This is a genomic window from Acidovorax sp. FG27, from assembly GCF_040365715.1.
Lineage (GTDB): Bacteria > Pseudomonadota > Gammaproteobacteria > Burkholderiales > Burkholderiaceae_C > Paracidovorax.
The window spans coordinates 1,193,305-1,212,627 of record NZ_BAABVY010000009.1 but is presented as its reverse complement, the minus strand read 5'-3'; the positions used below and the strand labels follow the sequence as shown (position 1 = coordinate 1,212,627).

Below are 19,323 nucleotides of genomic sequence, written 5' to 3'. Positions count from 1 at the left end.
CTTCGCGCCGGTTCAGGCGAAGGCCGGGGCGGCCGGGGCGCTCAGGGCGGCATGCGCCTGGGCGGCGATCTCCAGCGAGCGCAGGCGCAGGTCGCCGTCGAACACGTCGCTCACCAGGATGAACTCGTCCGCCTCGGTGGCACGCGCCAGCTCCGCGAAGCCTTCGCGCACCGTGTCCGGGCCGCCCACCACGCCTGCCGCGAGGAAGTCGCCGATGGCAGCGCGCTCCTGCGGCTGCAGCGACTGGGCGTAGCCCTGCACCGGCGGGCGCAGCAGGCCGCGCTGGCCGGTGAGGATGCCCAGCACCCGCTGGTAGGTGCTGCTGGCGAGGAATTCGGCCTCTTCGTCGGTGGGCGCGGCGATCACCGGCACGCCGATGGCCACGTAGGGCCGCTGCAGCGTGGCCGACGGCTGGAACAGGCGGCGGTAGAGGTCGATGGCGGCATGCATCAGGCGGGGCGCAAAATGCGACGCGAACGCGTAGGGCAGGCCCTTTTCGGCCGCCAGCTGCGCGGAAAAGAGGCTCGAGCCCAGCAGCCAGATCGGCACCTCGGTGCCCGCGCCTGGCACCGCCGTGATGCGCTGGCCGGGCTGGGCCGGCGCCAGCAGGCGCTGCAGCTCGGCCACGTCACGCGGGAAGTCGGCTTCGGTTTCGACCCGGTCGCGGCGCAGGGCGCGCATGGTCGGGCCGTCGGTGCCGGGCGCGCGGCCCAGGCCCAGGTCGATGCGGCTGGGGTAGAGCTCGGCCAGCGTGCCGAACGCCTCGGCCACCACCAGCGGCGCATGGTTGGGCAGCATGATGCCGCCCGAGCCCACCCGGATGGAACGGGTCGCGCCCGCCACATGGCCGATCAGCACAGCCGTGGCGGAGCTGGCAATGCCGGGCATGTTGTGGTGCTCGGCCATCCAGTAGCGGCGAAAGCCCAGGCTTTCGACGTGCTGCGCGGTACGCACGGCCAGCGCCAGCGCGTCGGCCACTGTGGCACCTTCGCGCACGGCCACCAGGTCGAGCATGGAGAGAGCGGGTTGTCGTGGGATGGAGTTCATCGGCCCATTGTGGGCGCCGCGCCAAATCCGTGCTGACGGCAGGAATAGCCGGCCGCGCTGAACAACATTCGCGCTTCGGGCGGTCGATCAGGCGGACTCATCGATAAGAGCCGGAGAGATCCCTCTTGCCGCCCGTAGAACGCACTTAGCCGATGCCGTCACCCTGAATTCCGCCACAGCCATTCGTGTAGGCCTTCGCCAGCGCCTCAAGCGGCGCGGGACTCAACGCACCTCTGGTGCGGGGCGGCCGGGCGCTGCTGCTCCAGGGCGACAGCAGCCATTCACGCCACCGCCGGATGACGGCGAGGCTTCTCGCGAGATCCGTCGGTGGAGCGCTGGAACTGGTCGGGTCGCCGCCGGCCGGGCGCGAGCCGCAACCCGCCACGAGCCGTCCCGGCGTCCTTGGAATAGGCGCAGGCGCTAGTTCTTTTCCATCGCAAGACCTCGGGCGTGTACTGTCATTGCAGGGCGAGCTGCACCTTCAGCGCCGCCCAGGCCGTGCCGTTGAGGCGTTGGGTTTGGCTCAATACCTGGTTCACGTCCGTTGTGGGCCTCTGCTGCCGGTTTTGGTAGACCGCGCCGTTGTATTCGGCATAGCCGCGCGTGTTGTCCAGCGTCGTGTTCGGGTGCCCGCCGCCACGCCGGCGCGGCGCTCGAACTGCTGCACGTTGCCGTTCGCGTCCACCACGCCGTCGGTTTCCCGCACGGCATAGGTGTAGTTCTGCGCTTCAGTGTGGTTCAGCGATCCCAGCGTGGTCGTGGACGCGGCGGGGGCCGAGACGGCCCCCGTGGTGGCAACGCCGCCCCATTCGAAGACGGACGCCGTGATCTGGGAGGCGGTGCGGGCCGTGTCGGGCAGCACCGCCGCGGAGGGCAGTGGGTCGTCCTGGTAGTCGTAGAGCTTGGCCACCGGCACAGCCAGTTGCTGCGCCACGGCGGCTTCGGCATCGGCCAGCGGCAGGCCCTTGGCCGCGGCGTTCTGCACCAGGGTAGTCAGGGGCGAGACCTGGGCCGACTTGCCGGCCGGTGCGGCCATCACGTATCCGCGCGTGGCGACCGTGGAGTTGGGGTCGGCCGCATACACCGCCGACGTGCCCACCACCGCCAGCACCGCCGCCACCTGGAAGGCGCTGGCGACCGCGGCGTCGGCGGGCTGGTAGGTCAGCGTGTAGGCACCGGCGGCCGGGCACGGGAAGCGTCGCGGCCTTGATCGCGGAGCTGCACGCCGCGCTGGACTGATACGGATGTGCCTTCGACCGTATGACGCAAGTTGGTTCGCGTCGCCGTGCTACAGCACTGTCTTCGGCTTCCCACCTCGTTATCCGATGGAAGCTAGACCGCTATGAAGCGCAGCACGGGAACCCCCCACTCACCCCCACGCCCACCGTTGCGGCGCGGGGCCGCCGGATGGATCAATCGCGCGTGACGCGCAGCACCTCTTCGGGGCTGGTGATGCCGGCCTGCACCAGCCGCTCGCCGTCGTCCCGCATCAGGCGCATGCCGCGCGCCAGGGCGGCGGCGCGGATGTCGGCCTCGGCCGCCTGGTTGTGCACCTTCTCGCGGATGGCGTCGTCCACCACCAGCAGCTCGAAGACGCCCGTGCGGCCCCGGTAGCCGCTCGGGTCGGCGGGGTCGAGCTTGCGCACCAGGCGCTGGGCCAGCACGCCCAGCAGCGAGCTGGACAAGAGGAACGGCTCCACGCCCATGTCGGTCAGGCGGGTGATGGCGCTGGCCGCGTCGTTGGTGTGCAGCGTGGCCAGCACCAGGTGGCCGGTGAGCGATGCCTGGATGGCGATCTGCGCGGTCTCGAAGTCGCGGATCTCGCCGATCATGATCACGTCCGGATCCTGCCGCAGGATGGCGCGGAGGGCCTTGGCGAAGGTCAGGTCGATGCGGGTGTTCACCTGCGTCTGGCCCACGCCCGCCAGTTCGTATTCGATCGGGTCTTCCACCGTCATGATGTTGCCCTGCGTCGCGTCCATGCGCTGCAGCGCGGCGTAGAGCGTGGTGGACTTGCCCGAGCCCGTGGGCCCCGTCACGAGGATGATGCCGTGCGGCTGGGCGATGAGCTGCTCGAAGCGCGAGAGCGTGTCGCCCTGCATGCCCACCGATTCCAGCGTCAGCTTGGTCTGCGTCTTGTCCAGAAGGCGCAGCACGGCGCGCTCGCCGTGGGCGCTGGGCAGGGTGGACACGCGCACGTCGATGGCGCGCGTGCCCAGGCGCAGGCTGATGCGGCCGTCCTGCGGCAGGCGCTTTTCCGAGATGTCGAGGTCCGCCATGATCTTCAGGCGCGAGATCAGCGCGGCGTGCAGGGCGCGGTTGGGCTGCACCACCTCGCGCAGCGTGCCGTCCACCCGGAAGCGCACGCTGGAATGCCGCTCGTAGGGCTCGATGTGGATGTCGCTGGCGCCATCGCGCGCGGCCTGGGTCAGCAGGGCGTTCAACATGCGGATGATGGGCGCGTCGCCGGCCGATTCCAGCAGGTCCTCCACGGCCGGCAACTCCTGCATCATGCGCGAGAGGTCGGCGTCGCTCTCCACCTCGCTCACCACCATGGCGGCGCTGGATTCGGTCTGCGAATAGGCGGCGCTGATGCGCTGGGCCAGCGCCGTCGCGTCCAGCGGCATCAGCTGCCGCACGGCCGGGTGCTTGCGCAGCACCTCCGACAGTGCGCCCGCATCGGGCACCAGGCCGTGCCAGAGCACCAGGTTCTGGCCGTCGTCTTCCAGCAGCAGCTGCGCGGAGCGCGCGAACGCGTAGGGCAGGGGGTGGCGCATGGGCGGGCCGTGCCTTATTGCGGGCTGTAGGGCGACGGGTTGCCCGGCACATAGGCCGGGGCCGGCGCGGGCGCGGCGGGCTGCACCAGCGGCACCGGCTGCAGCGGCGCGATCAGCGGCGGCGGCGTGGGCGCGCGCGGCGCGGCGGGTGCGCCGGGATGGGTGGCGATGGGCTGGGCGGGCAGCGGCGGCAGCACCGGCGCCTCGGGCACGCTGCGCATCACCGTGCTGGGCGCGGGCTGGGTCACCTGCTGCAGCGCGCGGATGGCTTCATAGCGGTCCATCACCAGCGCGTCGCTGGTGGCGCCGTCGCGCACCACCACCGGCCGCAGGAAGACCATCAGGTTGGTCTTGCGGCGCGAGCGGTTCTCGTTGCGGAACAGCGCGCCCACCACCGGCAGGTCGCCCACCACCGGCACCTTGTCCTGCCCCAGCGCGTACCGGTCTTCCAGCAGGCCGCCCAGCACGATCACGCTGCCGTCGCCCACCAGCACGGTGGATTCGATGGAGCGCTTGCTGGTGGTCGGGCCGTTGACCGAATTGAGCGTGGAGGCGTCCACCTGCGACACCTCCTGGTAGAGCGTGAGCTTGACGGTGCCGTTCTCGTTGATCTGCGGGCGCACGCGCAGCATCAGGCCCACGTCCTTGCGCTCGACCGTGGTGAACGGGTTCACCGTGGCGCTGCCGGTGGTGTTGGCGTAGGAGCCCGTGGGGAAGGGCACGTTGTTGCCGATGATGATCTGGGCCTCTTCGTTGTCCAGCGTCATCAGGTTGGGGGTGGAGAGCACGTTGGCGTCGCCCGTGTTCTCCAGGAAGTTGGCCAGCGCGCCCAGGTAGTAGTTGCCGTTGATGCGCGGCGCGATGGCGACGTTCAGGCCGTTGTTCAGGCCCGACACCGCCCCGGCGATGTTGGTGGCGTTGCCCGTGGCGGCCGCCAGCGCCAGGTTGAGGATGTTGGCCCCGCCTCCGGAACTGGACGCGCTGGAGTTGGTGCCCAGCACGCCGATGGTGCCGTTGCCATAGTTGCCCATCACCCCCTGCCACTGGATGCCGAATTCGGCCACCTTGTTGGCCGAGACCTCGACGATCAGGCTCTCCACCAGCACCTGGGCGCGGCGGCCGTCGAGCTGGTCGATGACCGCGCGCAGCTGGCGGAACTGCGGCTCGGGTGCCGAGATGATGAGCGAGTTGGTGGTCGGGTCGGCCTGGATCTGCCCGCCGGTCGAAGGCTGGTTGCTGTTGGCGGAATTCAGGCTGCCGGCCGCGCTGCCCAGGCCCCCGGCGCTGCTGCTGCCGCCGCCCATGCCGCCCGCCGCGCCGCCGAAAGTGCCGCCGCTCATTCCGGCGTTCATGCCGCCCGTTTGCGACAGCCCGCCACCCGTGGCGGCACTGGGAATGCTGCCGCCCGAGCTGCCGCCTGCGGCGCTGCTGCCCATCGACGCCGCCAGCGCGGCGCGCAGCGTGGTCGCCAGCTTGGTCGCGTCGGCGTTCTTCAGGTAGACCACGTGGATGTTGCCGTTCGCCGCGCTGCTGCCGGGCGCGGCCGGCTGGTCCAGCTTGGCGACCAGCGTGCGCACCAGGGCCAGGCGCGCCGGGTTGGCCGCCCGCACGATCAGCGAGTTGCTGCGCGGCTCGGCCAGCAGCGTGGTGCGAAAGCCCGTGTCCGACTGGCCGGCGGTGGGGGTGCCCTGGGCGATGGCGGCCGTGGGGGCCGCGCTGCCCGAGCCCTCGATCAGCCGCGACACCAGCGGCGCCAGCTCGCTCGCCACGGCGTTCTGCAGCGGAATGATCTCCACGTCGCTGGCATTGGACACATCCATCGCCGCCACGATGCGCGCGATGCGCTGCAGGTTGTCGGCGTAGTCGGTGATCACCAGCGAGTTGTTGCCGGGGTTCACGTTGATCGTGTTGTTGGGGCTGATGAGCGGGCGCAGCACCGGCACCAGGTTGGCCGCGTTCTCGAAGTTCAGCTTGAAGATCTGCGTGACGATCTGCCCGCCCGAGGGCGCGCGGCCCGAGCTGCCCTGCGTCACGCTCACCGAGCCGGCCTGCAGCTTGGCGTCTGCTTCGGGCACCACCTTGTAGAGCCCGGCCGCTTCCACCACCGTGAAGCCCTGCAGCCGGAGCGCCGCCAGGAACTGGTCGAACGCGGCGGCCGGCGTCACGGCCCGCTCGGTCACCAGGTTGAGCTGGCCCTTCACGCGCGGATCGACCACCACGTTGCGGCCGGTGATGGTGGCCATGGTGCGGGCCACGGCCTCGATGTCGGCGCCGGCGAAGTTCAGCGTGACCGGCTCGCCCGCCCGCACGCTGCCGGTGCTGGTCGACACCGCCGTTTGGGCATGCAAACTGCCGCTGGCGCAGGCCATTAAAGCGCATCCAGCTATGAAATGAATAGCAAATTGCAGCCGTTGAGGAGGCAGGGAATTCATACGGTCAACCCACGGTGATGATGGAGCGCGCGCCGGTGCGCCGCCCGATGATGTTGAGAAGGTTCGCCAGCGCGGCCTCGCGGTCGGGCGCGGCGGTGGCCTCGCCGGTGAAGCGCAGGCGGCTGCCCACCCACTGGCCGCTGCCCTGCAGCAGCAGCGCGCCGCCCAGCGTGGTCAGCGTGAGCGTGGGGGCCGGGCCGCCGCCCTGCAGCGCCAGGCGGTAGCTGCCCATGGGGCGCAGGGTGGACAGGCGGGAGGACATGTCGAGAGCGTCCAGCTGCAGGCCGCCGCCCAGCTGCATGCGGCCGTCGGCCCACGACAGGGCCAGCGCCTGGGTGGACAGCTGCAGCTGGCCTTGCGGCTGCACGGTGTTCCAGGGCGTGCCCAGCCCGGCCAGCACCGCGGCGGGCCACTGGCTGCGGCCGTCGGCCAGCGCCACGTGCGCCGTGCCCCAGCCGGCCCGCAGCGCGATGCGCAGCGGCTCCGCCGCGCTGGTGCAGCAGTCGGCCCGCAGCACGGCGCGCGCGCCGGCCCAGGCCGGGCGCAGCTGCCACTGCAGCCGGCCGGGCAGGGCGGCGCGGTCCTGGCTGCCGCTGCCGCCGGTGAGCAGCAGCTGCGCCGAGCCGTTCCACACGGTGCCACGCGGCTCGGCCAGCAGCACCTGGCCGGCGCTGGCCCGGGCCACGCCGGCGGCCAGCCAGCGGGCCGGCGCGAAGAGCGCGAGCGCCGGCAGCACGCCCAGCAGCAGCCCGAGCACGGCCCAGCCCCACGGCGAGCGGGGCGCGGCGGTGGAAGGCAGGGTGCGCGATGGAGAGCGGGCCACGACAGCTGGGGTGTGAAAGAGGGTGGAAAGGCGGGGGAGCGGAGCGCGCTTGGACGAGGTGGGGCGGCGGGGTCAGCGGACGTGCTGGGTGGGGAAAAAAACGCTGCGATCTTCAGGCGGCCGGCAGCGCCAGCACCAGCGTTCCATCCCAGCGCGGCGGGCCCGCCGGCGCGGCAGCGGGCGCCGGGGCCGCGCCGGCGCGGGCGCCGCCGGATGGGGGCGCGAGCGTGGCCGGGGCTGCGTTCGCGGGCGTTGGGGCCGTGGACCGGGTCAATCGCGCTTCGAGCGGCACCACGCGGCTGGTGGTGCGCGCCTGGGTGAGCCACTGCGCCAGCGCATCGGCCGGCGCGCCTTTCAGGGTGACGGTGACGCGGTCGCCCGCAGTGGAGATCTGCGCGCTCGCACCCAGCTGCTGGGTGATCGACGCCTGCAGGCTGCGCAGCGCATCGCCGCCGCGTGCGCGAGGCGCGGCCTGCAGCTGCAGCGCCTCGGCCTGCAGCGACTGCATGTGCTGCAGTTGCGCGTCGAGCGCGGCATGGCGCGCCGGGGCGGTGCGCAGCGTCTGCAGCGCAGGCGCCAGGGCCACCCACCACAGCAGGGCCAGCGCCACCACGCCGGCCGCGGCCAGCACCAGGGTCTGTTCACGCCGCGCCAGCGCCCTCCAGCGGGCCTGCAGCGCGGGGGCCAGCGTGCGGGCCGGGCCGCCGGGCCGGGTGCCGGCGCCGCGCGGATTGCGGGCTGTGTTCATCGCTGCACCTCCTGCCGCACCTGCAGCAGTCCATTCTGTTCACGCGCCAGGTAGCCGCGTGCCATCAGCCGCTGGTTCAGCGTGTCGATGGCGGGGGCGCCCAGGTCCAGCCCGCGCAGGCGCAGCTCGCCGCCCGCGTATTCCAGTGATGCAGGCAGCTGCCCGTCCGGCAGGGCGGCGCCGGTGGCGGCCATCAGGGGCTCCAGGTCGCCGGGCGCGAGGCTGCCGGCAGCCTGGCGCAGCAGGGCCAGCTCGCGCTCCATCTGCACCGGCGCGTCGACGATGGCCTTGACCTGCGGAAAGGTCTGGGTGAGCGCGCCGCGCACGCCGGCCTCCTTGGCGGCCAGGGCCCGGCGTTCCTGCCAGGCCCACACGTTCAGGCCCACCACCTGGGCGACGAGCAGCACGCCGATGGCCCAGCGGGCGGCGCGCCACTGCGGCGCGCGCGCCAGCAGGCCGGCGGCGCTGCCGGCCTTGCGCAGGGCGCGGGTGCGGCCGCTGCTGGCCAGGTCGAACTGGGCCAGGTCCCAGTCGCCGCGGGCCGCCTCCAGGGCGCGCTGGCTGGCGGTGCGCAGTTCCACCGGGCGGCCCAGCAGGCGTTCGGCCAGGGCGGCCACGGCGGGTTCCGCCCGCAGCGCTGCGGGGGCGGCACCGTCGGCCGGAGCGGCGGTGGCGCCCAGCCAGTCCAGCGACGCGGGCGTGAGCGGCAGCATGACCACGGCCTGGTCGGCGCCGTGGCCGGTGGCCACCAGCTGCGGATCTTCCGGCGTGCCGACGGCGAAGAATTCGGCCGCGCCGCTGGCCGTGGGGCCGGGCGCGAATTCGGGCACCACGCGCGACACCGGCCGGCCGGCGGCCTCCAGCGTCTGCAGGGCGGCGCGCAGCCAGGCGCGGTCGCACACGGCGACCCAGGCGGGCTCGCCCGCGCGCGCGCCGGGCTGCAGGGCGAAGTGCAGCAGCACGGTGTCGTCGAGCAGGCGCTCTTCCAGCAGCCCTTCCAGCACGGCACGCAGGCGCGGCGCCTGGCCGCCCGTGCCCTGGGGCAGCGTCACCCGGTGCCAGGACAGCAGGCGCGCGGGCACCACGGCCACCGTCTCTCCGGCGCGCCCAGGGTCGGGCAGCAGGGCTGCGGTGGCACTGGCGTGGCGGATGGCGGTGTGGCCGTCGGCGGTCAGCGTGTAGCCGTACTCGGCGGCGGGCCCCGGCATGTCCGGGGGCAGGGTCAGGATGAGGGTGCTCATGGATCGGTTCGGCGGGCCATTCTAGAGGCGGGCGATGACGGTGCCGCACGCGGGGGCCGGTGGAGCACCGGTGGCGGGGCTGGCCATGGGCTAGCGGCGCAGCGCATCGGCGCTGTCGCGCACGAAGCTGCCGCGCTCGCGCCACAGCGTGCGCACCGAGCCGCGCTGCTTGAGCACCAGGGACCGTTCCTCCACCACCGCCGTGCCCAGCCGCAGCCGGCCGCGCACCTCGAAGTAGCTGGACGACACGGAATGCGTGGCCCCGGTCAGCTCGGCCTGGCTGCCGATCAGCCGGGCGGCGTCGCTCTCGGTCTTGAAGTAGTTGCCTTCCCGCGCCTGCACCAGCCGCTGCGCGTCGGCCATGTCCAGCTTGTCGATGCTGGCCCACAGCACCACGGCGTCGGCCGTGTTTACGTTGACGCGGGTGGCCACCGGCAAGAGCGTGGCGTAGGGCGCCAGCGCGGCCACGCTGGCCGGCGACAGGCCCCACCAGGTCAGTTGCGACACAGTCTGCGGCAGCAGGGGCGCGCCGGCACTGCGGCTGGCGCCGGCCGGGGCGGCGCTGCCGGTGCCCGAACCGGTGCCGGTGCCGCGCTGTACCTGCGCCTGCGCCATGCCCTGGCTCAGCAGCGTCAGATCCTGCATCGGCAGGCCGAGGTATTCGAACAGCCGGGTGAACTGGCGCAGCGCCACCGGGTTGACCTGCCCGTTGCTGGCCAGGTTGCGCAGGTTCAGGCGCGACTGCAGGTCGGTGATCTGGCCGGAGAGAAAGGCGTTGGCGGTGTCGGTGCTGGCGTCTTCCACCTGCGCCACGCCCCGCTGCGCGGCCAGGAAGGTGGACAGGCGCGCCTCTTCCAGCGGCACCGCCCAGGGCTCGGTCAGGTTGTCGGTGCCGTCGCCGTTGCGCGCCAGCGAGTCCTCCCGCAGGATCAGCCGCGACCAGTCCAGCGCCCCCACCAGGATCCAGGCCGACTGCACGCGCGCCCGCTCGGCCGTTTCCACCTCCACCGACCGCCACTGCTGCCACATGGCGGCCGAGGCGAACGCGGCCACCAGCGTCACGGTCAGCATGGCGGCCAGCAGGGCGGCGCCCCGCTGCGCGCTGCGGGGGCGGGGGCGGGGGCGGTGGTGGTGGCGCACCGTCATGACTTGTTGCCCCCTTGCAGCGGGTTCACCCAGTCGATCGTCATCTCGCCGGCCAGCGCGCCGCCGGCGGGCAGCAGCAGCTGCAGGCGAATGCCGTCGGGAATGCTGGCCGCCTCGGGCGACAGCCCGCCCGGCGTCTGCGGCGACGCCGAGGTGCCGGTGCTCGACTGCGCGTTCGACCACGCGCCGCCCCGGAAATAGAACACCTGCCACTGCTGCACCGGCATCAGCACCGTCTCGGCGCGGCGCTCGGCCTCGCCCGGGGTGCGCGCCCACTGCGCCGCGCGCTGCCAGGCGTCTTCCCACTCGCCATGCGTGCGCAGCGGCGGCGACTGCCAGCGCAGCCACTGCGTGCGGCCCTCCACCGCCCGCGCCGCCCAGGCCACCACCAGCGCGCCCTCGTCGGGCAGGCGCGTGCCGTGGCGCGTCAGCCGCAGCACCTGCCCGTCCCACGCCAGAGGCTCGGTGCCCTCCACGGCCTGCAGCGCATCCAGGTCGGCCTTCCACTGCGCCAGCACCGTCTCCATCACCAGCAGGCCATCGGTCCGCTCGCGCGTCTGCTCCTGCGACCGCACCATGCCGTCCAGCCCGCGCCAGCTCATGATGGCGATCAGCGCCATCACGGCGATGGCGACCATCAGCTCGATCAGCGTGAAGCCGCGCAGGGCGCGGGTGTGGTTCGTGCGCGGCCCAGGCCAGCAGCCGCCGCGCAAGGGCCGCCCCGCCGCGCTGGCGGCGTCCCCCTTCCCGCATCGCGCAGCGATGCGAGAGAAGGGGGAAGGCGCGAAGCGCCACAGGGGGATGGGCATCAATACCTCCCCACGATGGTCGAAACCCGCAGCACCGAGTTGCCACCCTCCGACACCTGCGCATCGACGCGCCGGAACTGCGGGTTGGGCAGCGGCAGCACCGACACCAGCACGTCGTAGCGCCGCCCCGCCTGCTCGCAGGTGAGCTGGGAGTCGCCGATCGAGGGAATCTGGCTGGACAGCCGCACCTTCACCAGTTCGTTCTCGGCGCACACGTGGGCCAGCAACACATCGGTCTGGCGGGCGGCGTTGCGCGTGAGGGCGGACGTCGCCTGCAGCCCCGCCAGCAGGGCGATGGCGACGATGGCCAGCGCCACCATCACCTCGACCAGCGTGAAGCCCCGCTGCGGCGCGGCGGGTGCGCGGGGGCGGGTCACTGCAGTCCCTGCGCGGAAAAAGGCCGCAGCCCGTCGGTGGCCACGCGCACCGCGCGCTGCGGGTGCGCGCTGCTCACGATCACCACCTGCTGTGCGCCGATCAGCGGCTCGGGCCCCAGCCACAGCACGGCCGGCCCGCGCACGCCGGTGGCGCCGTCCAGCCACTGCGTGGGCAACTGTGCGCCCTGCGGCAGCCCGTCGAAGCGGAAACCCTGCGGCCCGCCCTGCCAGCGCACCGCCACGCCCGAGGTGCGCGACTGCACCCGCGCCGACTCCAGCAGCGCCGCCAGGCGCTCGCCCTCGCGCTGCAGCTGCGTTTCGCCGCCATCGCGCAGCGCGAACCCCACGCCGACGGTGGCCAGGGCGATGATGGAGATCACGACCATCAGCTCCAGCAGGGTGAAGCCGCGGTGACGGCCACGCCGACGCACGCACAAGGAACCAGCCACCGTCACCCCACCGAATCAGTCAGAGAAAGGTTTCGCCGCCGGGCCGCCCCAAGGCGAAACGCGGCCCCCTCGGGGGGCAGGGAGCGACACGCAGTGCGCGAGCGTGGGGGCGCTTCCTGCCGCCGGGCCGCCCCAAGGCGAAACGCGGCCCCCTCGGGGGGCAGGGAGCGACACGCAGTGCGCGAGCGTGGGGGCGCTTCCTGCCGCCGGGCCGCCCCAAGGCGAAACGCGGCCCCCTCGGGGGGCAGGGAGCGACACGCAGTGCGCGAGCGTGGGGGCGCTTCCCGCCGCCGGGTCGCCCCAAGGCGAAACGCGGCCCCCTCGGGGGGCAGGGAGCGACACGCAGTGCGCGAGCGTGGGGGCGCTTCCCGCCGCCGGGTCGCCCCAAGGCGAAACGCGGCCCCCTCGGGGGGCAGGGAGCGACACGCAGTGCGCGACCGTGGGGGTCATCCTTTACTGCCAGCTGCCGATGTCGGCATCCTTGCCTTCGCCGCCGGACTGGCCGTCGGCGCCGAAGGACATCACGTCCACTTCGCCCTTGATGCCGGGGCTGAGGTACTGGTAGGGCCGGCCCCAGGGGTCGTTGGGCAGCTTTTCCAGGTAGGGGCGCCAGTTGCCGGGCGCCGGGCCGGTGGTGGGTTTGGCGATCAGCGCCTGCAGGCCCTGCTCGGCCGTGGGGTAGCGCTGGTTGTCCAGGCGGTAGAGCTTCAGGGCCTGCACGATGTTGGTGACGTCGGTGCGGGCGGCGGTGCTGCGGGCGTCGTCGGCGCGGTCGAGCACGTTGGGCACGATCAGCGCGGCCAGCACGCCGATGATGACCAGCACCACCATCAGCTCGATCAGGGTGAAGCCGGCCGCCACGCGGCGGCGGATGCGCTGGCCGAGCCGCCGGCCGGTCGCGGCAGGCCCGCGCAGGGGTGCGGGGCCGGCCTGGCCAGCGGCAGGCATCAAGGGCGTGGTGTCGATCAGACGCGGTGGGGGGCTCGTGTGGGACATATCCGGTCAATCATAATCCTGCGATGGTGACAAACACATTCAGCCCCTGGGGCGTGCGGCTGGGCACGATGGCGCTCTGGGCCGTGGCGGGCGCCAGCACCGTGTACTGGGGCCTGAAGCTCTCGGCGCAGGCTCCCGCCCTGCCGGTGGCCGTGGCAGCGCCCGAGCCGGTGGCGCCCGATGCGCAGGCCCTGGCCCGGTTGCTCGGCGCCGTGCCGGCGGCTCCGGTGGCGGCGCCTGCGGCGGCCAGCCGTTTCGCCCTGGTGGGCGTGCTGGCCGGCACCGCCAGCGGCGGCGGTGCCGCGCTGATCGCCATCGACGGCAAGCCCGCCAAGCCGTATCGCGTGGGGGCCGAGCTGGAGCCCGGGCTGGTGCTGCAGGCGCTGGGGCGCAACCAGGCGCGGCTGGGCCCCTCGATGGGGGGCGAGACCAGCGTGGCGCTGGACATGCCGCTCAGGAAATAGCCACCCACACCGGCCCGCAGGCCGGGGTCTTAGAACGTGTTGACGATCTCCCAGGGGTCGCTGCCCTCCGGGTTGGAGCGAGATCGGGCGATTGGAGGCTCCGGCTGCTTGCATGGGCACGAGCCCATGCGGCGCATCCGCAGCATCCACTCATCCCGATTGCGCTCCAACGCGATCCCCTGCGAGATCGTCAACACGTTCTTAGCCCAGCGGCACCGTGGCCCAGCCGCCGAATGCGGGGGCTGCGTCCGTCCATTCATGCGACCGCGGCAGCCGCTCGCCATGCCGCTGCAGCCAAAGCACGCACCGCGCCACGCCGGCGTGGGTGATCCAGAGCACGTCCGCGCCCTGTGCCCGGCCTGCGGCGCGCCGGGCGTCGGCCAGCGCATCGGCCACGCGCCGCAGCATGGCCGCCAGCGGCTCGCCGCCGCCGGGGGCGTGGCTGTCGAAGGCACCGGTCCAGGCGTCGATGTCGGCGCGGGCGATGTCGCTCCAGGCGCGCGCCTCCCAGGTGCCGAAGTGCAGTTCGGTCAGGCGGGTGTCTGGATCAAAGGTCAAATCGGGCCGCAACGCCCGTATTTCCAACGCAAGCTGCTCACATCTTTGTAGCGGAGAATGCCAGCACGCCGCCAGTCGCCCGGGCAGGGCGGCATGCAGCGCGGCCGCCGCCTGCACGGTAGCCCGTGCATCGGCGGGAACGTCGTGGCGGCCATAGCAGATGCCGGCAGCGATCAGCGGCCGGGCGTGGCGGGCCAGCCAGAGCCGGGGCGGGGTCACGCCCCGCGTGGCGCCAGCGCGATGGCGGCGCCCAGGTAGAAGGCCAGTTCGCACACCTGCTGGGTGGCGCCCAGGCAGTCGCCGGTGAAGCCCTGCAACCGGCGGGCGAACCAGCGGTGCATGGCGGCGGCGGCCAGGGCGCTGGCGGCCAGGCTTGCTGCGAAAGTGATAGCGCCCAGCGCCCATCCCACCAGCGCCAGGGGCACGAAGCACCATGCAGCGGCGGCCCACAGGGCGGGCAGGCCGATGCGGTCGGCCAGCGGCTTGCTCTTGGAGGTGGCGGTGTCGCCCACATGCGGCAGGGCGCGGATCAGCAACAGCGGCCAGCCGCGCGACGAGACGTGCCCCGCCCAGAGCAGCAGCAGCGTCGCCACGAGCCCGTGGCTGCCGATGAGCGCCAGCAGCGACACCTTGGCCAGCAGCGCCAGCACCAGCGCCATGGCGCCGAACGCCCCGATGCGCGAGTCTTTCATGATCTCCAGCGCCCGCTCGCGCTGCGCGCTGCCGCCCAGGCCGTCGGCCACGTCGGCCAGGCCGTCTTCATGGAAGCCGCCGGTGGCGAGCACGGTGGCGATGGTGCTGCCGACGGCGGCCACCCACAGCGCCAGGGGTTGCGCGAGGCCGCCGCCCAGTGCCGCGTGCAGCAGGGCATGGACGGCCACGGCCACGCCGCCCACCAGCCAGCCGACACCCGGAAAATGCGCCGCGCTGGCCCGCAGCATGGCCGGGCTGTAGCCCACCCAGCCGGCCAGCCGCCCGGTGACCGGCAGCCGCGTGAAGAACTGCACCGCCAGCAGGTAGTGGCGCAGCGCCTGCTGCGAGCGGTGCCAGGGATTCATCGGTTTGCTATCGAATGTATAGCTTGAGGCGCTTGTGTAGTGGGCGCCACGGGCCTATTTGGCTTGAAGAAACAGCCGGTAGGCCGGGTTGGCGGTCTCTTCGACCCAGGGGTAGTCGAGCGCCTGCAGGAAGGCGTCGAACGCGGCCTTGTCCTCGGCCGGCACCTGCATGCCCACGAGGATGCGGCCATAGTCGGCGCCCTGGTTGCGGTAATGAAAGAGGCTGATGTTCCAGGTGGGCTGCATCAGGCTCAGGAACTTGAGCAGCGCCCCGGGCCGCTCGGGAAAGGTGAAGCGCATCAGCCGCTCGTCCTGCGCCAGGGCCGAATGGCCGCCGACGAGGTGGCGCAGGTGTTCCTTGGCCAGCTCGTCGTGCGTCAGGTCCAGTGCCTCGAAGCCCTGTTGCTCGAAGGTGCCGGCGATCTGGGTGGACTCGCCCCGGCCCAGCGTGGTCAGGCCCACGAACACGTGGGCGCGGGCGGCGTCGCTGATGCGGTAGGTGAATTCGGTCACGTTGCGCGGGCCGCCGGGCAGGGTGCCGACGACTTCGCAGAAGCGCCGGAAGCTGCCCCGCGCCTCGGGAATGGTCACGGCGAAGAGGGCCTCGCGCTCCTCGCCCACCTCGGCGCGCTCCGCGACGAAGCGCAGGCGGTCGAAGTTCATGTTGGCGCCGCAGAGGATGGCGGCATACGTTTCGCCCGTGGTGCCGCGGTCGGCCACGTACTGCTTGATGGCGGCCACGGCCAGCGCGCCGGCTGGCTCCACGATGCTGCGCGTGTCCACGAAGATGTCCTTGATGGCGGCGCAGACGGCGTCGGTGTCGACGGTGATGAACTCGTCCACCAGGCCGCTCGCGACGCGGAAGGTTTCTTCACCCACCAGCTTGACGGCGGTGCCGTCCGAGAACAGGCCCACGTCGGGCAGCGTCACCCGCTGGTGGGCGCGCACCGACTGCGCCATGGCGTCGGAATCGTTCATCTGCACGCCGATCACGCGGATGTCCGGGCGCACCGCCTTGATGTAGTTGGCCACGCCGCTCACCAGCCCGCCGCCGCCGATGGCGACGAAGACGGCGTCGAGCCGGCTGCTGCCCAGGCTCTGCAGCTGCCGCAGGATCTCCATCGCGATGGTGCCCTGGCCGGCGATGACGTCGGGGTCGTCGAACGGGTGCACGAACGTCAGCCCTTGCTCCTGCTGCAGCCGCACGGCGTGGCCGTAGGCGTCGGAATAGCTGTCGCCGTGCAGCACCACGTCGCCCCCCAGCGTGCGCACGGCGTCGATCTTCAGCTGCGGCGTGGTCGTGGGCATGACGACCACGGCGCGGGCGCCGAGCTTGCGCGCGCTCATCGCCACGCCCTGGGCGTGGTTGCCGGCCGAGGCGCAGATCACGCCCTTCTTCAGCTGCTGGGGCGTCAGGTGCGCCATCTTGTTGTAGGCGCCGCGCAGCTTGAAGCTGAACACCGGCTGTTGGTCTTCACGCTTGAGCAGCACCTGGTTGCCCAGCCGCTGGCTCAGGGCGCGGGCCGGCTGCAGGTCGGACTCGACGGCCACGTCGTAGACGCGGGCAGTGAGGATCTTCTTCAGGTAGTCGAACGGGGTGAGGGGCTGGTTCATGGGCAGAGCGTCGGAAAGAGCCCGCCGCGGCAAGCGGCGGGGCCGCCATCATAGGCGCCTGCTTCCGCGGCCCGAGCCGCACACCGATCGGGCAAAAAAAACGGCCCCGAACCGTGAGGTCCAGGGCCGAATCCATCCTTTGAGGAGATGGAGGAGACAATGGGTGCGCTGATCAAATAAAGCAGCGCATGGGTCAAGTGTAGCGCAATGGATGCTGCGATGCAGCAAAATTGCATCGCCGGCGGTCGGACAAGCTGTACCGTTGGTCCAACTTTGGGAAAAAAACAACATGGAATGCACCGTCAGCTGGACTGGAGCCAGCGGAACCCGCTCTGGAATGGGCTTCGTCGCCGAGACCGGCAGCGGCCACATCCTGGCCATGGACGGCGCGCCCGACGCCGCCAGCCCCGCCAACGGCGGCCAGAACCTGGCGCCGCGCCCGATGGAAACCGTGCTGGCCGGCACCGGCGGCTGCACCGCCTACGACGTGGTGCTGATCCTCAAGCGCGGCCGGCACGACGTGCGCGGCTGCAGCGTCAAGCTGACCTCGGAGCGGGCCGAGGTCGATCCCAAGGTGTTCACCAAGATCCACATGCAGTTCACGGTGACCGGACGGGGCATTCCGCCCGCAGCCGTCGAGCGGGCCATCGCGATGAGCCACGACAAGTACTGCTCGGCCAGCATCATGCTGGGCAAGACGGCCGAGATCACGACCGGCTTCGACATCGTGGAAGGCTGAAGGGGCGGCGCCCTTCTTCTCTTCTTATAGATAGTGCGCCGTGGTGGTCATCACCTTGGCGGCCGCGCGCATCGCCCAGCGGGCCGGGGCCGGCAGGGGCAAGGCGCCAGAGGCCAGGGCGTGCGCCGCGTGGCGCTCTTCATCCGCCTGCATGCGCACCACCACGGCGCGTGACGCATGGTCGGCCTGCGGCAGGCGGCCGAGGTGGCCCTTCAGGTGCTGGGCCACCTGGCGTTCGGTTTCCACCACGAACCCCAGGCTGGCGCGGTCGCTTACCTTGGCCGCCACTAGGCCGATGGTGAACGCCCCGGCATACCAGAGCGGATTCAGCAGGCTGGGCCGGGCGCCCAACGCATCCAGCCGTTCCTGCGTCCAGGCCAGGTGGTCGGTTTCCTCGCGGGCCGCCTCCAGCAGGTCGCGGCGCAACGCCGGGTCCGACGTGACGCTGGCCTGGGCGGTGTAGAGCGCCTGGGCGCAGACCTCGCCAACATGGTTGACACGCATCAACGCGCCTGAGAGCCGCCGCTCTGGCGCGGAAAGTGCTTGTTGTGCCACGCCACGGGCCGGCGAGGGCTCCGCGGCGGCCGGCTTGGCGAACAGGGTTTTGAGCGCGGCGTCGGCGGCGATCAGGAATGAGTCCATGGTGACGATGAAAATGGGGGAATCTGCCAGGGAATAAAAGGGAAAACGGTGTAGGCGAAGAAGCCGCTGTTTCGAGGGTTTTCTGCGATTGCGGGGGGCTGTTGCAGCACTGCAACGGAATACTGCTTCGCAATCGAATTGTGCGGGAATTCCTTTGCGAAACCTGCTGGCGTCTGTTGCAATACCCGTAACTTCCCCACCAGGAGGTTGGCCCGGGGAACCGGCGAGGGCTGCGCGTCTTTCGCAGCTCGGCCCTCTGAACCGGCGCCCTCTGTTTAACCTTGGAGTAACTCGCAATGAAAAAATCCCTGATTGCCCTGGCTGTGCTGGCTTCCTCCGGTGCTGCAATGGCTCAGTCGTCCGTGACGCTGTTCGGTATCGTCGACACCGGCGTGACCTACATCGACAACGCCAACGCTGCTGGCGACAACGTGTACGGCCTGACCACCAGCGGCAACGCGACGAGCCGCCTGGGCTTCCGCGGTACCGAAGATCTGGGTGGCGGCCTGAAGGCTGGCTTCTGGCTCGAAGGCGAAATCTTCGGTGACAACGGCAACGCTTCCGGCTTCAACTTCCAACGTCGTTCGACCATCAGCCTGATGGGCGGCTTCGGTGAAGTCCGTCTGGGCCGTGAACTGACCCCTGGCTACAGCAAGACCAGCGGCTACGACGTCTTCGGTCAAACCGGTATCGGCCAATTCAACGGCTGGCAAAACTGGGTGGGCAGCCCAACGGCTGACGCTGGCAACGTTCGTTCCAGCAACATGATCAGCTACTACACGCCTAACTTCGGCGGCTTCACCGCTGGTCTGGGCTACGGCTTCGACGAGCAAACCGTTGGCAAGGCTGGCCGCTACGCTGGCGGCTTCGGCGCCTACGACAACGGCCCTCTGAGCGTTGCCGTGTCGTACGACCAACGTGACCTGGTGACCGCTGCCAACGCCGCGATCTCCCGCGACACCCTGACGGTCGGCGCTTCGTACAACCTGAACGTCGCCAAGCTGAGCACGCTGCTGCAACAGTCGAAGTACGACCGTCCAGGCCAGTCCGATGCCAAGTTCAACGCATACGCTGTGGGCGCATCCGTGCCTGTCGGCGCCGGCGAGTTCAAGCTGCAATACGCTCTGTACGACCAAAAGGCCATCGACTCCAAGGCTCACCAGCTGGCTCTGGGCTATGTGCACAACCTGTCCAAGCGCACCGCCCTGTACGGCACGTACGCTTACCTGAAGAACAAGGACGCTTCGAACCAAGTTCTGCCAGGCGTGGCTTCCAAGGGTCTGTCGAACGTCGGCGGTCCTGGCATCGGCGAAAACCAATCCGGCGTGCAAGTCGGTGTGCGCCACTCCTTCTAATTCCTCGCTGGCATCCGCCAGCCTGGGTTAGCAAGACCGAAGACCGCT

19 protein-coding genes are annotated in these 19,323 nt (G+C 71.4%); 3 read left to right on the top strand and 16 right to left on the bottom strand.

The annotated features are described in order from the left end of the window. Positions 1-12: 12 nt before the first annotated feature. From ABWV53_RS12485 to gspG, 12 genes are all read right to left on the bottom strand, one after another. Entirely contained in the window at positions 13-1,047 is a 1,035-nt protein-coding gene (locus ABWV53_RS12485) for an LLM class flavin-dependent oxidoreductase (RefSeq protein WP_353366301.1), read from the bottom strand. A 535-nt stretch (positions 1,048-1,582) separates the two neighbouring features. Further along, positions 1,583-2,167: a hypothetical protein gene (locus tag ABWV53_RS12480; RefSeq protein WP_353366299.1), complete on the bottom strand. Its 585-nt coding sequence runs from the start codon at positions 2,165-2,167 to the stop codon at positions 1,583-1,585. Between the two features lie 292 nt (positions 2,168-2,459). After that, the gene (locus tag ABWV53_RS12475; RefSeq protein WP_353366297.1) at positions 2,460-3,824 is read right to left on the bottom strand and encodes a GspE/PulE family protein; all 1,365 of its coding nucleotides are present in this window, start codon (positions 3,822-3,824) and stop codon (positions 2,460-2,462) included. Between the two features lie 14 nt (positions 3,825-3,838). Beyond that, positions 3,839-6,256, bottom strand: a complete 2,418-nt coding sequence (gspD, locus tag ABWV53_RS12470) for a type II secretion system secretin GspD (protein ID WP_353366295.1) — start codon at positions 6,254-6,256, stop codon at positions 3,839-3,841. A gap of 4 nt (positions 6,257-6,260) precedes the next feature. After that, entirely contained in the window at positions 6,261-7,079 is an 819-nt protein-coding gene (gene gspN, locus ABWV53_RS12465) for a type II secretion system protein N (RefSeq protein ID WP_353366293.1), read from the bottom strand. Between the two features lie 112 nt (positions 7,080-7,191). Next, positions 7,192-7,827, bottom strand: a complete 636-nt coding sequence (locus ABWV53_RS12460) for a type II secretion system protein M (protein WP_353366291.1) — start codon at positions 7,825-7,827, stop codon at positions 7,192-7,194. Beyond that, positions 7,824-9,068, bottom strand: coding sequence for a type II secretion system protein GspL (gene gspL / locus ABWV53_RS12455; protein WP_353366289.1), 1,245 nt, complete (start codon positions 9,066-9,068; stop codon positions 7,824-7,826). The genes ABWV53_RS12460 and gspL overlap by 4 nt, the downstream gene beginning before the upstream one ends. Before the next feature lie 90 nt (positions 9,069-9,158). After that, positions 9,159-10,139, bottom strand: coding sequence for a type II secretion system minor pseudopilin GspK (gene gspK, locus ABWV53_RS12450; RefSeq protein WP_502903893.1), 981 nt, complete (start codon positions 10,137-10,139; stop codon positions 9,159-9,161). Between the two features lie 71 nt (positions 10,140-10,210). Then, positions 10,211-10,852 (bottom strand): PulJ/GspJ family protein, encoded by a 642-nt coding sequence (locus tag ABWV53_RS12445; RefSeq protein WP_353366711.1) that lies wholly within the window; start codon positions 10,850-10,852, stop codon positions 10,211-10,213. A 170-nt stretch (positions 10,853-11,022) separates the two neighbouring features. Further along, the gene (gspI, locus tag ABWV53_RS12440) at positions 11,023-11,400 is read right to left on the bottom strand and encodes a type II secretion system minor pseudopilin GspI (protein ID WP_353366285.1); all 378 of its coding nucleotides are present in this window, start codon (positions 11,398-11,400) and stop codon (positions 11,023-11,025) included. Further along, a complete protein-coding gene (locus ABWV53_RS12435) occupies positions 11,397-11,855 on the bottom strand; it encodes a pilus assembly FimT family protein (RefSeq protein ID WP_353366283.1) in 459 nt (152 codons plus the stop codon). Before ABWV53_RS12435 ends, gspI begins: the two co-directional genes overlap by 4 nt. A gap of 447 nt (positions 11,856-12,302) precedes the next feature. Further along, the gene (gene gspG, locus ABWV53_RS12430; RefSeq protein ID WP_353366281.1) at positions 12,303-12,845 is read right to left on the bottom strand and encodes a type II secretion system major pseudopilin GspG; all 543 of its coding nucleotides are present in this window, start codon (positions 12,843-12,845) and stop codon (positions 12,303-12,305) included. A gap of 23 nt (positions 12,846-12,868) precedes the next feature. On the opposite strand from gspG, the gene ABWV53_RS12425 reads away from it, so the two are divergent. Further along, on the top strand, positions 12,869-13,309 hold the full coding sequence (locus ABWV53_RS12425) for a type II secretion system protein N (RefSeq protein ID WP_353366279.1): 441 nt from the start codon (positions 12,869-12,871) through the stop codon (positions 13,307-13,309). Between the two features lie 201 nt (positions 13,310-13,510). Here ABWV53_RS12425 and ABWV53_RS12420 read toward each other — a convergent pair whose 3' ends face one another. Genes ABWV53_RS12420 through ilvA form a run of 3 tightly spaced genes read right to left on the bottom strand, consistent with a single transcriptional unit; the run spans position 13,511 to position 16,539 of the window. Further along, the gene (locus tag ABWV53_RS12420; RefSeq protein ID WP_353366277.1) at positions 13,511-14,086 is read right to left on the bottom strand and encodes a histidine phosphatase family protein; all 576 of its coding nucleotides are present in this window, start codon (positions 14,084-14,086) and stop codon (positions 13,511-13,513) included. Further along, positions 14,083-14,925 (bottom strand): adenosylcobinamide-GDP ribazoletransferase, encoded by an 843-nt coding sequence (locus ABWV53_RS12415; protein ID WP_353366275.1) that lies wholly within the window; start codon positions 14,923-14,925, stop codon positions 14,083-14,085. Before ABWV53_RS12415 ends, ABWV53_RS12420 begins: the two co-directional genes overlap by 4 nt. A 54-nt stretch (positions 14,926-14,979) precedes the next feature. Then, positions 14,980-16,539, bottom strand: a complete 1,560-nt coding sequence (gene ilvA, locus ABWV53_RS12410) for a threonine ammonia-lyase, biosynthetic (RefSeq protein WP_353366273.1) — start codon at positions 16,537-16,539, stop codon at positions 14,980-14,982. Between the two features lie 289 nt (positions 16,540-16,828). Between ilvA and ABWV53_RS12405 the strand changes: the two genes are divergently transcribed. Then, the gene (locus ABWV53_RS12405; RefSeq protein ID WP_353366271.1) at positions 16,829-17,278 is read left to right on the top strand and encodes an OsmC family protein; all 450 of its coding nucleotides are present in this window, start codon (positions 16,829-16,831) and stop codon (positions 17,276-17,278) included. Positions 17,279-17,302: 24 nt separating this feature from the next. Here the strand turns inward: ABWV53_RS12405 and coq7 are convergent, their stop codons facing one another. After that, entirely contained in the window at positions 17,303-17,920 is a 618-nt protein-coding gene (coq7, locus tag ABWV53_RS12400) for a 2-polyprenyl-3-methyl-6-methoxy-1,4-benzoquinone monooxygenase (protein ID WP_353366269.1), read from the bottom strand. 296 nt (positions 17,921-18,216) lie between these two features. Between coq7 and ABWV53_RS12395 the strand changes: the two genes are divergently transcribed. Beyond that, complete coding sequence (locus ABWV53_RS12395; protein WP_353366267.1) at positions 18,217-19,275, top strand: porin; 1,059 nt, start codon at positions 18,217-18,219, stop codon at positions 19,273-19,275. Positions 19,276-19,323: the final 48 nt, after the last annotated feature.